The 13,305-nt window shown below is 73.3% G+C and carries 9 protein-coding genes; 3 read left to right on the top strand and 6 right to left on the bottom strand.

From position 1 onward, the window contains the following. Nucleotides 1-210: 210 nt before the first annotated feature. The gene (gene mfd / locus PV419_RS09810; protein WP_319687514.1) at nt 211-3,747 is read left to right on the top strand and encodes a transcription-repair coupling factor; all 3,537 of its coding nucleotides are present in this window, start codon (nt 211-213) and stop codon (nt 3,745-3,747) included. Nucleotides 3,748-3,831: 84 nt separating this feature from the next. Here the strand turns inward: mfd and PV419_RS09805 are convergent, their stop codons facing one another. The 4 genes from PV419_RS09805 to PV419_RS09790 form a co-directional block, all read right to left on the bottom strand. Beyond that, nucleotides 3,832-5,205 (bottom strand): nucleotidyl transferase AbiEii/AbiGii toxin family protein, encoded by a 1,374-nt coding sequence (locus PV419_RS09805; RefSeq protein WP_319687513.1) that lies wholly within the window; start codon nt 5,203-5,205, stop codon nt 3,832-3,834. Next, the gene (locus PV419_RS09800; protein WP_319687511.1) at nt 5,202-5,870 is read right to left on the bottom strand and encodes a hypothetical protein; all 669 of its coding nucleotides are present in this window, start codon (nt 5,868-5,870) and stop codon (nt 5,202-5,204) included. The genes PV419_RS09805 and PV419_RS09800 overlap by 4 nt, the downstream gene beginning before the upstream one ends. A 70-nt stretch (nt 5,871-5,940) precedes the next feature. Next, nucleotides 5,941-6,966 (bottom strand): DUF4331 family protein, encoded by a 1,026-nt coding sequence (locus tag PV419_RS09795; protein ID WP_319687509.1) that lies wholly within the window; start codon nt 6,964-6,966, stop codon nt 5,941-5,943. 253 nt (nt 6,967-7,219) lie between these two features. Next, complete coding sequence (locus tag PV419_RS09790) at nt 7,220-8,764, bottom strand: PucR family transcriptional regulator (protein WP_319687508.1); 1,545 nt, start codon at nt 8,762-8,764, stop codon at nt 7,220-7,222. A 63-nt stretch (nt 8,765-8,827) separates the two neighbouring features. On the opposite strand from PV419_RS09790, the gene PV419_RS09785 reads away from it, so the two are divergent. After that, nucleotides 8,828-9,340: a hypothetical protein gene (locus PV419_RS09785; protein WP_319687500.1), complete on the top strand. Its 513-nt coding sequence runs from the start codon at nt 8,828-8,830 to the stop codon at nt 9,338-9,340. A gap of 50 nt (nt 9,341-9,390) precedes the next feature. On the opposite strand, the gene PV419_RS09780 is transcribed toward PV419_RS09785, so the two are convergent. Beyond that, nucleotides 9,391-10,014, bottom strand: a complete 624-nt coding sequence (locus tag PV419_RS09780; protein WP_319687498.1) for a TetR/AcrR family transcriptional regulator — start codon at nt 10,012-10,014, stop codon at nt 9,391-9,393. Between the two features lie 134 nt (nt 10,015-10,148). Here PV419_RS09780 and PV419_RS09775 point away from each other — a divergent pair, with 134 nt between their 5' ends. Then, a complete protein-coding gene (locus PV419_RS09775) occupies nt 10,149-12,320 on the top strand; it encodes an MMPL family transporter (protein WP_319687496.1) in 2,172 nt (723 codons plus the stop codon). On the opposite strand, the gene PV419_RS09770 is transcribed toward PV419_RS09775, so the two are convergent. Beyond that, nucleotides 12,313-13,257 carry a phosphorothioated DNA-binding restriction endonuclease gene (locus tag PV419_RS09770; protein WP_319687494.1) on the bottom strand — a complete coding sequence of 315 codons (945 nt, stop codon included), beginning with the start codon at nt 13,255-13,257 and terminating at the stop codon, nt 12,313-12,315. The genes PV419_RS09775 and PV419_RS09770 overlap by 8 nt on opposite strands. Between the last annotated feature and the right edge of the window lie 48 nt (nt 13,258-13,305).

Raw genomic sequence — 13,305 nt, 5'->3', positions numbered from 1 at the left:
TATCCATACTGGTGGGCCCATACTGCCATACGGGTGACGCTCTGTGGTTGTCCGCGTGCGGACCGTACGGGTCTGGGGTGTGGGCACCGTCCGGGCCGTGGCCGGACCGGGCGGACGTTGTCGGCGGGGGGCCGTACTCTGGAAGACCCCCGGCCCGTGTGACGTGTCGGGTCATTCGCGTTGTTCGCCTCCGGGATGGAATAGCCCCTTATGAGCCTTACCGGTCTGCTCGACGCCGTCGTACGGGACCCCGCGCTCGCCGAGGCGGTTCAGGCCGCCGCGAGCGGCGGGCGTCACCATGTCGACCTGGTCGGCCCGCCCGCCGCCCGACCCTTCGCCGTCGCCGCCCTGGCGCGCTCCGCCGGGCGGCCGGTGCTGGCGGTGACGGCTACGGGGCGGGAGGCCGAGGATCTGGCGGCCGCGCTGCGCTCGCTGCTGCCGCCGGACGGGGTGGTGGAGTACCCGTCGTGGGAGACGCTGCCGCACGAGCGGCTGTCGCCGCGGTCGGACACGGTCGGCCGGCGGCTGGCCGTGCTGCGGCGGCTGGCGCATCCGAGTGCGGACGACCCGGCGGCAGGCCCCGTGTCGGTGGTGGTCGCGCCGGTGCGGTCGGTGCTGCAGCCGCAGGTCAAGGGGTTGGGTGAGCTGGATCCTGTGAGTCTGCGGTCGGGGCAGAGCGCCGATCTGGGGGAGATCGTGGACGGGCTGGCGGCCGCCGCGTATGCGCGGGTGGAGCTGGTCGAGAAGCGCGGTGAGTTCGCGGTGCGCGGCGGGATCCTGGATGTCTTTCCGCCGACCGAGGAGCATCCGCTCCGGATCGAGTTCTGGGGCGACGACGTCGAGGAGATCCGCTACTTCAAGGTCGCCGACCAGAGATCCCTGGAGGTGGCCGAGCACGGGCTGTGGGCCGCGCCTTGCCGTGAGCTGCTGCTGACCGAGGAGGTGCGGGAGCGGGCCGCGGCGCTCGCGGAGGACCACCCGGAGCTGGGCGAGCTGCTGGGCAAGATCGCCGAGGGGATCGCGGTCGAGGGCATGGAGTCGCTCGCGCCGGTGCTCGTGGACGACATGGAGCTGCTGCTGGATGTGTTGCCGGCGGGCAGCATGGCCGTGGTCTGCGACCCGGAGCGGGTGCGGACCAGGGCGGCGGACCTGGTGGCGACGAGCCAGGAGTTTCTCCAGGCGTCCTGGGCGGCCACGGCCGGGGGCGGCGAGGCGCCGATCGACGTGGGCGCGGCCTCGCTGTGGAGCATCGCCGATGTCCGCGACCGGGCGCGCGAGCTGGGCATGATGTGGTGGTCGGTGAGCCCGTTCGCGGCCGCCGACGAGGATGTCGAGGAAGACACCCTGAAGCTGGGCATGCGCGCCCCCGAGAGCTACCGGGGCGACACCGCCCGCGCGCTCGCGGACACCAAGGGGTGGCTGGCCGACGGCTGGCACACGGTGTACGTGACCGAGGCCCACGGCCCGGCCTCCCGTACGGTCGAGGTGCTGGGCGGCGAGGGGATCGCGGCGCGGCTGGACGGGGACCTCACCGAGATCAAGCCGTCCGTGGTGCAGGTGGCCTGCGGCTCGATCGAGTACGGCTTCGTGGACCCCGGCCTCAAGCTGGCCGTGCTGACCGAGACCGACCTGTCCGGGCAGAAGGCGGCGGGCAAGGACGGGGCCCGGATGCCGGCCCGGCGGCGCAAGACCATCGACCCGCTGACCCTCCAGGCGGGCGACTTCATCGTCCATGAGCAGCACGGCGTCGGCCGCTATGTCGAGATGGTGCAGCGCACCGTCCAGGGCGCCACCCGCGAATACCTGGTCGTCGAGTACGCGCCCGCCAAGCGCGGCCAGCCCGGCGACCGGCTGTTCGTGCCGACCGACCAGCTGGAGCAGATCACCAAGTACGTGGGCGGCGAGGCCCCGACCCTGCACCGCCTCGGCGGCGCCGACTGGACCAAGACCAAGGCGCGCGCGAAGAAGGCAGTCAAGGAGATCGCGGCCGACCTGATCAAGCTCTACTCCGCCCGCATGGCCGCGCCCGGCCACGCCTTCGGCGCGGACTCCCCCTGGCAGCGCGAGCTGGAGGACGCCTTCCCGTACGCGGAGACCCCCGACCAGCTGACCACGATCGGCGAGGTCAAGGAGGACATGGAGAAGTCGGTCCCGATGGACCGGCTGATCTGCGGCGACGTCGGCTACGGCAAGACCGAGATCGCGGTCCGGGCGGCCTTCAAGGCGGTCCAGGACGGCAAGCAGGTCGCCGTGCTGGTGCCGACCACGCTGCTGGTGCAGCAGCACTTCGGCACCTTCACCGAGCGGTACGGCCAGTTCCCGGTGATCGTCAAGGCGCTGTCCCGCTTCCAGACGGACACCGAGGCGAAGGCGGTCCTGGAGGGGCTGCGGGAGGGCTCGGTCGACGTCGTCATCGGCACCCACCGCCTGTTCTCCTCCGAGACCAGGTTCAAGGACCTGGGCCTGGTCATCGTGGACGAGGAGCAGCGCTTCGGCGTCGAGCACAAGGAGCAGCTGAAGAAGCTCCGGGCGAATGTGGACGTGCTGACCATGTCCGCCACCCCCATCCCACGCACCCTGGAGATGGCGGTGACCGGCATCCGCGAGATGTCCACGATCACCACCCCGCCGGAGGAGCGCCACCCGGTGCTCACCTTCGTCGGCCCGTACGAGGAGAGGCAGATCGGTGCGGCCATCCGGCGCGAGCTGCTGCGCGAAGGCCAGGTCTTCTACATCCACAACCGGGTCGAGTCCATCGACCGGGCGGCGGCGCGGCTGCGCGAGATCGTCCCCGAGGCGCGGATCGCCACCGCCCACGGCCAGATGTCGGAGAACGTGCTGGAGCAGGTCGTCGTCGACTTCTGGGAGAAGAAGTTCGATGTGCTCGTCTCGACGACGATCGTCGAGTCCGGCATCGACATCTCCAACGCCAACACGCTGATCGTCGAGCGCGGCGACAACTTCGGCCTCTCCCAGCTGCACCAGCTGCGCGGCCGCGTCGGGCGGGGGCGCGAGCGGGGTTACGCGTACTTCCTCTACCCGCCCGAGAAGCCCCTGACCGAGACCGCCCATGAGCGGCTGGCCACCATCGCGCAGCACACCGAGATGGGCGCGGGCATGTATGTGGCGATGAAGGACCTGGAGATCCGCGGCGCGGGCAATCTGCTCGGCGGCGAGCAGTCCGGCCATATCGCGGGCGTCGGCTTCGACCTGTACGTACGCATGGTGGGCGAGGCCGTCGCCGACTACCGCGCCTCGCTGGAGGCGGGCGGGGAGCCGGAGGAGGCCCCGCTCGAGGTCAAGATCGAGCTCCCGGTCGACGCGCATGTCCCGCACGACTACGCGCCGGGGGAGCGGCTGCGCCTCCAGGCCTACCGGGCCATCGCCTCGGCGGGCAGCGAGGAGGACATCCGCCACGTCCGCGAGGAGCTCACCGACCGCTACGGCAAGCTGCCCGAGCCGGTGGAGAACCTGCTGCTGGTCGCGGGGCTGCGGCTGCTGGCGCGGGCCTGCGGGGTCGGCGACATCACGCTCCAGGGCTCCAACATCCGCTTCGGTCCGGTCGAGCTGCGCGAGTCGCAGGAGCTGCGGCTGGGGCGGCTCTACCCGCGGTCGGTGATCAAGCCCGCCACCAAGCAGGTGCTGGTGCCCCGGCCGGCGACGGCCCGGATCGGCGGGAAGCCGCTGGTGGGGCGGGAGCTGCTGGCGTGGACGGGGGAGTTTTTGACCACCATCCTGGGGGCGTAGGCGCAAGGCCTTCGGTTTGCGGTGAGTATGAGACAGCGACACGCCGTGGTGACGGCGTGTCGCTGTCTCATACTCACCGCAAAGTCACCGCTCGCCCGTGAGCTGCCGTGACGCCTCGACCGGGTCGCCGAGGACCTGGGCTATCTCGTACGCCTTGCGGCTGAACGACCGGAAGGCGTGCACGGCCTCGGCCGCGTCCACGATCTCGCAGTCGGCGCGGCCGAGCAGCTCGCGAGTGATCACGACGGCGTTCTTCGCGTGGACGTACCGGTCGACCAGGTGCTCCTGGAGCGCGTCCATGCCGGAGTCCGCCAGGAGCTTCCCGCAGTCCCGCGTCCACTGGGCCAGCCAGGCCGCCCGCTCCAGGTACTCGGCGGACTCACCGCTGCCGTCGTGGAGGGCGGCGTAGGTGGGGGCGAGGGCATCGAGGAGGCGGCGGAGGTAGGCGTCGTGGCGGCCCTTGATGTGCGGATGGTCCTTCTGGAACTCGAACCAGTCCGCCTCGACGCTCCCGAGCCACTCCAGGAGCACCGGATTCCGCTCGTAGTAGCCGCCCTCGACGCCCTGGAACACATGGCGCAGCAGCTCGAAGCTCAGCTCGGTGGACTCGGCCAGCAGGACCGCGTCGTACAGGTCCTTGCCCTCGGGGTGCATGTCCGTGATCAGCCACAGGATCTTCCAGGCGAGGGAGAGCTCGGGCGTCGCCGCGTTGAGCCGGATCGGGGGCTCGGTGGCCTCTCCGGGGCCGTCCGGGCCGGGGTGGCGGGGGATCGCGGTGAGGGCCGCGGGCGCGGGCAGCGGCTCGTTGAAGACGAAGTCGAGCTGGACCGTGCCCGGCGGGACGCCGTCCTCCCCGGGCGTCCACGGGATGACCAGGCGGCGGCCGGGGACGCGGTCGTACGTCCAGATCTCGTCGCTGACCGCGCCCCGGGAGTCGACACGGACGGGACCGCCCGCGCGCCGGGAGGCGAGGTCGGCGGCGCGCGCGATGCCGTCGATCATCCGGTCCGTACGCTCGTCCTCCAACTGCCAGGAGTCGGGCACCACGACGAAGTCCAGGTCCCCGGGCTCGCGCGCCGCCTCGCCGTACCAGGCCCTGAGCAGCACACTGCCGCGCAGCACCAGATGGTCGGCCCACGGCGAGTCCGCGACGGCGGCGAGGACGAGGTCGGTGGCGCGGCGGCGGGCGGCGTACCAGCGGCGGCCGGTCTCCGCGTCCTCGAACTGCGGCTCGCCGGCCCGCATCGCGCGGTGGTGGTGGGCCATCGACGGGTCGAACACCGGGCGCTGGAGCACGCCTTCGCCGAGGACCGGGCGCAGCGACTTCGGCAGACGCATCTGCTGGGCGGTCGCCTCGTCCAGCGCCTGCTGGGGGATGGTGCCGTCCTCCGGCCACGGGCCGTAGCCGAAGCCCGTCCATGACGACGACGCCGATGATGCCGGCTCTGCCTCTGTCATCGCGCTGCCTCCTCCTCGACTATCCAGCCCGCGTCCAGGCCCTCATCGCTGTCATACACGACGAATTCCCGCTCCATCGAGACAATTTCGTGGCCGCCGGCGCGCAGATCGGCGGTCAGCGCCCGCAGCCGGCGGCCCGCCGTGTCGCGGCCGACCAGGCGGCAGCGCTGGGTGACGAAGCGCTCGGCGCGCCCGTCGGGGCGCACCCGGCGGGCGTTGCGGGACAGGTGGGCGGCGTGGGCGGCGACGAGCTCGGTGAGTGCGTTGCGTACGTCGGGCGGAGGTGGCTCGGCCAGGAGCAGCTTGAGGTGGTGCTCGAAGTAGTAGCGCGGGCCGAGCGCCCGGCCGTCCTCGTCGGACACCGGCACCCCCGCCGCCCACGGCGCCGCCTCGATCTTCGTCCGTACGACCGTGAAGCCCGCGCCGGCCAGCCCGGCCGCGGCCGACTCGGCGGCGGAGCGGGCCGCCGGCAGGGTGCCGTCGGCGCGCAGGGTCAGCATCGGCTGGGAGGGCGCGCGGCCACGGTCGAGGACGATGTGGGTGAACTTCCAGGCCCGTTCGGCCGCGTACCGCTCCAGCGCACCGTACGGAACGGGGGAGTCCGCCCTCCCCGTGACAGGGCGGACCGTCACATGGATCTCGAACTCGCCGGTGACCGTGAACACATCGCAGATGTTCTCAGGCGGGCGGTTCAGGGCCGGGCGCCGGGCTCCCGCGGCGGCCGGGGCACGGCCGTCAGTGCCGTGCCCCGGCCACCGACAGGTAGGGGAAGACGTCGCTCGGCACCCCCGTGGCCGAGCTCGCGTCCAGCCCCAGCTTGACGGGCGCCCCGAGGACCAGCTCGAACATCACCTCGGGCACGCAGTCGGTCAGCCCGCGCCCATTGCGCCGGTCGACCGCGAAGACCGCCTCGCTGCCCACCTCGTACCGCAGCAGGTCGGGGAGGAACAGGTCCCGTACGCGGGCGGCGTGCGCCGCGGCGTCGGGCACCGCGCCCACGGCCGCCGCGGCCCGCTCGGCGGCCCGGAGGATCTCGGCTCCGTAGCGGTCTCGGTCCTCGGCGGGCTCGGTGGCGTTGAAGTCGATGTGCCGCTCGGCGTCCTCGAGGTCGAAGAGCGTGTTGAGCAGCGGGTTGGCGCAGCGGTTGATCTGTCGCCAGCCGCCCGCGTCGGTGGCGAGCACGGTGGAGCCCCAGAAGCCGATGGCGGCTCCGGCACCGCCGAAGGCCTCGTCCGGCACCTCCAGGACGATCGCCTGGACGGTGGTGCCGGCGAAGAGGTTGGCGGCCCGGGCGGGTTCGAAGTCCGTCAGGTCGGGCGCGGTGCCCTGCGCGATGCCGGTCTTCACAGCGGTGACGACCGTGCCCTCGATCCAGAACGGGTCCCCGGCCGGGCCCGCCCACGCGCGCAGTCCCTCCGGCGTCTGCGCGGGCTCGCCGGTGGTGCCGGTGAGCAGCACGGGGCCGTCCGCGAAGCGGTCGCGGGCGGCCGCGCCGTCGAGGCGGCTCAGCTCCCAGCGCTGGCTGCCGTCGGCGGCCGGGGCCGAGAAGGTGAAGCGGTAGGTGATGTCCTCGACGGCGTCGCCGTCGGTGTCCACCTTGATCTCGTAGCGGCTCTCGTCGTCGTGGAAGCCGCCGCCGCCCGACAGCGGGTTGACGTTGACGACGAAGACGGTGCCGGTGGTGCCGCGGAAGAGGTAGGTGTCGCTGATGTCGAGCCGCGGGTCCTGGCGGGCGAGCTCCGAGTCGTGGTGATGGCTCATCAGCGGTCCTGTGGTCCTGTTCTGTGTGCGGGGCCGGTGCCCGGAGGGCCGTGCCGACTCGGTTGCCGTACGTGAACGGGGGGCGTGCGTACGGCCCTCAGGGAGGCTTCGAGGTCGGCTCCGGCACGGTCCCCCGGGGCTTGCCCAGGACATTAGGCGCGGGCGGTGGGCGCCGCGAGGAACACTGTGCACAGTCACGGCGCGCGGCGGTTGCCCTTCGAACGGTGATCTCCGGTGTGGCGGCGGGGACGGCTCAGAGCGAGCCCGACGCCCGCACCGCCAGCCACAGTTCGTACTTCGCGCTCGGCGCGCGCAGCAGCGAGCGCCCCAGCACCTCTTCGGCCCTGGCCAGCCGCTTGCGCGCGCCGGGCAGCGAGATGCCGAGGGCGGCGGCGGCAGCTGGCAGCCGCGCGTCCGCGCGCAGCCAGGCGCGTACGGTCTCGGGGACGGCCGCGGGCCCGGCCTCGTCGAGGGGGCGGAGCTGGGCACGGGCCCACAGCCCGGCGGCGGGGGAGGACAGCAGGGCGTCGAGCGAGGCGGGGGCCGGGGGCTTTTCGGCGGGCGTCTCGGCGGTGCCGTGGGGTGCGCCGTGCAGCCGCAGCGCGAGCCAGGCCGCGGACTGGCCGGCCAGGCTGTGGCCGATGTCCAGGCCGAGCAGATCGCCGATGAGGCGGATGCGCGCGGCGAGCGTATTGCGGTGGATCTTGAGATGGCGGTTGGCGGCGCCGCCGAAGCTGAGCCATGAGCCGAGCGTGCCCAGCAGCTCCTGCGCGCCCGGGTCGGCGCGGCGCGGCGGGACGTACCGCAGGCAGGGCCCCAGCAACTCCCGTGCCCACCGCCGCGCCTCGGGGCTCGCGAGCGCCGTGATGTCGGTGTGCCTGCCGAAACCGGCGTACCGCTGGGGCGCGCCACGGGCCACGGCGAGGGCGTGGAACGCCTGCTCGTAGCCGACCGGGGTGTCCCGCAGCGGGTGCTCGGCGCTCGCGCCGACCCGGCACTCGGGGACCTGACGGGCGATCAGCCGGGCGAGCCCGTCCGCGCGCTTCGGCTCCTCGGCCCCCTCCCCCTCCGGTCCTGGGGGCACGAGGGCGATGAGGTGGTTGGAGCGTACGGGGCAGGGCACGATCCACGCCCGGCCCCGCGCCACACGGTCGATCCGGCCCGCGATCTCGGGCCGCCGATGGCCCGGACCCTCGACCACGTACACCCGGGCGAGGGCGGGCAGGGCCGGGCCCAGCGCCCCGGCGATCCGCTGTGCGGCGGGCACGCTGCCGACCATGAGGAGGTGCAGCACCGCCTCGCGGCTGTGCGCCTCGGCGGACTCGACGCGCCGGCGGGCCCGTTCCGCCTCCTCCAGCCGCCAGCACAGCGCGAGGGTGCGGGCGGCGTCGGCGAGCAGGACCCCGCAGCGCGGGTCATCGGGCCCGACGACGGTGAGGTACGGCGGCTCGCCCTCGCCTGCCGCAGCGGCGGCGGCCCCGAGCGCCCCGCCGGGTCCGAGCCGGACCAGGTGCACGGCGCGGCCCCCTTCGCCGCCGAGCACGGCGGAGGGCGCGCCGCGGCGGCGCAGTTCGACGGCGGCAGCGGCCGCGGCCGGCGCGGCGGCGGCCGGCGCGGCGGCCGGTTCAGCTGTGGCGAGCATCGTGCCCGTGGGGCCGACCAGCGCGGCGAGGCCGCCGGTGCGGCGGCTGAGCCAGGCGAGGATGGCACGTACGGACTCCGGCTCCCCGGCGAGACGGGCCAGCGCGAGCACGTCGTCGGCGCGGTCGGCCCGCGTTTCCGATGACGCTGGTCCCATGGGGGAAAACAGTAGTGCCGCGGCTTTCGGGCGGCGAGTGTGGCGTCGGCTAAGGTCGGCGGAGTGACCGCCGTCATAGCCGCCATGCTGACCGCCGTCGTCGGCGTGCTGGGCACGCTCTTCGCCCCCTTGCTCCAGCAGAGGATGACGGCCCGGCAGCGCGCCGAAGAGGCGCACGCCGAGGACCGGCGGCGCCGCCTCGAGGAGCGCCGGACCGCCTACACCGCCATGAACCGCGCCTCCCGGCAGTTCCACACGCTCCTCAAGGACGCCCTGCACCGGATCAGGGACGGCGTCTACACGGAGGAGGACCGCACCGGGCTGGAAGAGGCCCGCCGCGAGTACCGGGACAGCTACGCCCAGGCCCAGATGATCGTCCCCGAGAGGGTCCTGGAGGCGTCCCGCGGCCTCAACACCGTGCTCGCCGGGATCGACGCCATGGCCAAGCGGATCGACCGGGGCCTGGCGCGCGAGGGGGAGACCGCCGCCGCGGCGCTGGTCGAGCTCAAGGAGGCCGAGCCGAGGCTGTCGGCGATGCGTCGCGTAATGCGCGAGGACCTGGGCATCACGGACTGACGGGCCACGGGCCACGGGCGACCGGCCGGCCGTGCGGCCCTTGTGCCCGGCTATCCGATGACGGGGCCGAGGTACCCGCGCAGCGCCTTCTTCAACTCCCCCACCATCGCCTCGCGCTCGTCTCTCTCGACGGCGATCACCAGCGGGGTCAGGGCCTGGAAGATCTGGACCGCGACCCGGGCCGTGACCTGCCGCTCCGTCTCAGGCAGCCCGGGGGCGCGGGCGCCGATCATCGCCTCGATCCGGCCGAGCAGGGCCGCCTGGATGGGCCGGGCGGCGTCCGCGAGCCCTTCCGGCATGTCGGGGCGGGCGAAGAGGGCCTTGAAGCCGGGGTGGGCGATGTTGAAGGCGACGATGGGGTCGACGATCCGGTCGAGCACCTCGTCGAGGCCGATCGCGACGAAGTCGATGGAGTCGAAGGCGTCTTGGTGCGCGCTGCGCATCCGGGTGACGAAGCGGTCGGCCAGGGCCTGCGCGATGGCCTTCTTGTTCGGGAAGTACTGGTAGAGCGAGCCGGGGGAGATGCCCGCCTCGGCGGCGATGGCGATGGTGGTGGCCTTCTCGTAGCCGAGGCGCGCGAAGACCGTCGCCGAGGCGTCGAGGATCTGCTCCATCCGGCGCTCCCCCCTGGCCTGGCGCCGTCGCGGTCGTACTCCACCGGCCTCGTCGGTCATGGAGTGCCCCCTTCCCGCCGACTCCGTCCCCGGAACGGCCTTGAAAACGCGAATAATTATTCGTAATCTGTCGGCAAGCCAAACGCGAATGTCTATTCGTAAACGATACGTGATCTACCCGACCGGGGGACTTCATGCTGGGCACATTCATCGCACGAAGGGCCCGGTGGCTCGTCCTGCTGGGCCTCCTCACCGCCGTCGTCGCGGCTCTCGTCGGGGCCGGCGCGCTGGGCGCGCTCTCGCTCAACCGCTTCGAGGCGCCCGGGTCGGAGTCCATGCGGGCCCGCGACACCCTCGCCGAGGAGTACGGCACCGGCAGCCCCAATCTGGCCCTGCTGGTCACCGCGCGCCACGGCAACGTCGACAGCGCGCCGGTGGCGGCCGCGGGCCGGAGCCTCACCCGTGAGCTGGCCGACTACCCCGGGGTCACCCGGGCCTGGTCGTACTGGACCGACGCCTCGGACACCCTGCGCGACAAGGACGCCCGCCGCGCCCTCGTCCTGGCCTGGGCGCCGGGCGACGCCAACGAGGTGCGGCGGGAGCTGCTGCCCGGCTTGGCCGAGCGCTTCAACCGCACCGGTGACGTGATCGGCGTCGAGGTCGGCGGCGGCGACGAGGTCTTCCGGCAGACCATGGAACGGGCTCGGAAGGACTTCCTGCGCGCCGAGACGGTCATCCTGCCGCTGGTGTTCCTGCTGCTGTGGTGGGTCTACCGGCGGCTGTCCGCCGCGCTCGTCACTGTCGGCATCGGGATCTTCGCGGTGCTGGTTTCGCTGGCGCTGCTGCGCGCCGTCGTGGCGTTCACCGAGGTCTCCACCTTCGCCTCGAACATCGCGCTGGTCATGGGCATCGGCCTCGGTGTCGACTACGGGCTCTTCGTCGTCTTCAGGTTCCGGGAGGAGCTGCGGCGCGGTGCCGAGGTGCCCGTGGCGGTCGCGCGCACCGTACGGGGCGCGGGCCGCACCGTGCTCTTCAGCGGCGGCACCGTCGCCGCCTCGCTGTCGGTGTTGCTGGTCTTCCCCTTCCCGTTCCTCAGCTCCTTCGCGTACGCGGGCGTCGCCGTCGTCCTGGCGGCCGTCCTCGGCGCGACCGTGCTGCTGCCCGCCGCCCTCGTCCTGCTGGGGCACCGGGTCGAGCGGCGCGGGGCAGCGGCCGGGCGCGAGACGGCGGGCTTCTGGTTCCGCGCCGCCACGCACGTGATGCGCCGTCCGCTGCTGTCCGGCGGTGCCGCGCTCGCCGTGCTGGTGCTGCTCGGCTCCCCGTTCCTCGGCGTGCGCTTCGGGCTGCCGGACGACCGTGTGCTGCCCACCTCGGCCCCGGCCCGCCAGATGTACGACAAGGTCCGGGACGGCTTCACGGTCGAGGAGGCCGACGCCGTCCAGGTCGTCGCCCGCGACGGTGACGGCCGGGCAGCCGGGCCGTACGCCGCCGCACTGTCCCGGATCGGCGGCGTCGCGCGCGTCGACTCGGCCGCCGGTTCGTACGCCGCGGGGGAGCCCGTGTCCGCACCGTCCGGCACCTCCTTCGCCGCGCGGGACGGCAGCGGCACCCGGCTGGTGGTCATGCCCGCCTCGAAGCGGCTGGAGGCCGACCCCACCGGCCTGGTCCGCGACGTACGGGAGGTCCGGGCGCCGTTCGCCGTGCACGTCGGCGGCTATCCGGCGGAACTCACCGACTACCGCGACGGGGTGACGGACCGGCTGCCCCTGGTCGCCGGGCTGATCGTGCTGGTGACCTTCGCCGTGCTGTTCGTGATGACCGGCAGCGTCGTGGCACCGCTCAAGGCGTCCGTGCTCAATGTGCTCAGCCTGTCCGTGATGTTCGGCGCACTGGTCTTCGTCTTCCAGGACGGTCACCTCTCCGGCCCGCTCGGCTTCACCCCCACCGGCGTGATCGAGCCGAGCATCCCGATCCTGATGTTCTGCATCGCCTACGGGCTGTCCATGGACTACGAGGTGTTCCTGCTCTCGCGGATCAAGGAGGAGTACGACCGCACCGGCGACGCCGTGGCCTCCGTACCCCTCGGCATCGCGCGCAGCGCGCCGCTGGTCACGGCGGCCGCCGCGGTCCTGTCCTGCTCCTTCGCCGCCTACGCCACCGGCGATGTGGTCTTCCTCAAGCAGCTGGGGGTCGGCATGGCCCTGGCGGTGATCGTGGACGCCACGCTCATCCGCGGGGTGCTGGTGCCCGCCCTGATGCGGCTGGCCGGCCGGGCCAACTGGTGGGCGCCCGCGCCGCTGCGCCGACTGCACCGACGCATCGGCCTGAGCGAGGAACCCGCGCCCGAACCTGCCGCCGTCAGCTAGCCGGGCTCGACACCGGTACCCGCGCCTCGCCGCGGAAGACCTGCGCCATGTGCCAGTCGATGTGCTCCCCGGCGATCCGCGCGCTGCCCGGCCGTGGCCCGAGCACTGGCCGCCCGCCCAGCCGCAGCACATACGTGTGAGCGGCCTCGGAGCGGCCGGTGAAGTGCTGGGACACCAGGATCCGTCGCTTCCCGTCGAGGCCCAGCACGCCCTTGTCGAACAGCTTGTGGTGGAGGGAACACAGACACAGCCCGTTGGAGAGCTCGTCCGGTCCCGCGAAGGCCCACCACCGCACATGCGCGGCCTCCAGGCCCACCGGTACCGGACCGCCCGCGCCGCCGCCCGCCCCGCCGATCGCCCCGTCGTAGCCGCAGAACGCGCAGCGGCTCTCGTACGCCGCCAGCACCCGCTCCCGCATCTCGGCGGCCCCGTGGCGTATCCGGCGGGTGCCGCGCGCTCCGTCGGCTGCGGTCAGGTCAAGGCCGACGGCGTCGGCGAGGTCGGGGTGGAGGGAGGGCGCGAAGTGCTGGTCGAGGAGGAGCCCCGCGAGGCGGCCGAGCAGGGCGGGGTCGGCGGTCAGCGCGTCCCGCAGGCCGGGGGCGAGCCGCCCGGCCGCCCCGCTCGCGCGCAGCGCGCCCAGCGCCGTGCCCGGGCTGCCCCCGCCCGCGTCGGTCCGCACCTCCCACACCCCGTCGTTCACCAGGTGGTGGAACGGGTAGGCGGCGGTGGTGCTGCGCCTGGGCCCGTACTCCCGCAACAGCCGCTTGAGATCCGCCTCGACCTCGGTGAACCGCAGCGCCTGGCCCGCGTCCCGCTGGAACCGCCCCAGCGCGTACAGCATGAGCAGCGGCTTGTGCGGCGCCCGCTCCCCGTTCTGCGACCACTGCCGCAGCGTGCGTACGCGCTCGGCCCAGTCGGTCCCGTCGGTCCCCTCCATGCGGCCACGGTAGCGGGGGAGCCGGGTCTTGATCCCCTTCTCCGCCCC

Source organism: Streptomyces sp. ME19-01-6 (genome assembly GCF_033793745.1).
GTDB lineage: Bacteria > Actinomycetota > Actinomycetes > Streptomycetales > Streptomycetaceae > Streptomyces.
This window is presented reverse-complemented; position numbering and strand designations above follow the sequence as displayed.

Excerpts from the sequence above, each read along its gene's own strand:
- mfd (WP_319687514.1), top strand. The coding sequence starts at position 211 with ATGAGCCTTACCGGTCTGCTCGACGCCGTCGTACGGGACCCCGCGCTC.
- PV419_RS09805 (WP_319687513.1), bottom strand. The coding sequence starts at position 5,205 with ATGACAGAGGCAGAGCCGGCATCATCGGCGTCGTCGTCATGGACGGGC.
- PV419_RS09795 (WP_319687509.1), bottom strand. The coding sequence starts at position 6,966 with ATGAGCCATCACCACGACTCGGAGCTCGCCCGCCAGGACCCGCGGCTC.
- PV419_RS09790 (WP_319687508.1), bottom strand. The coding sequence starts at position 8,764 with ATGGGACCAGCGTCATCGGAAACGCGGGCCGACCGCGCCGACGACGTG.
- PV419_RS09780 (WP_319687498.1), bottom strand. The coding sequence starts at position 10,014 with ATGACCGACGAGGCCGGTGGAGTACGACCGCGACGGCGCCAGGCCAGG.
- PV419_RS09775 (WP_319687496.1), top strand. The coding sequence starts at position 10,149 with ATGCTGGGCACATTCATCGCACGAAGGGCCCGGTGGCTCGTCCTGCTG.
- PV419_RS09770 (WP_319687494.1), bottom strand. The coding sequence starts at position 13,257 with ATGGAGGGGACCGACGGGACCGACTGGGCCGAGCGCGTACGCACGCTG.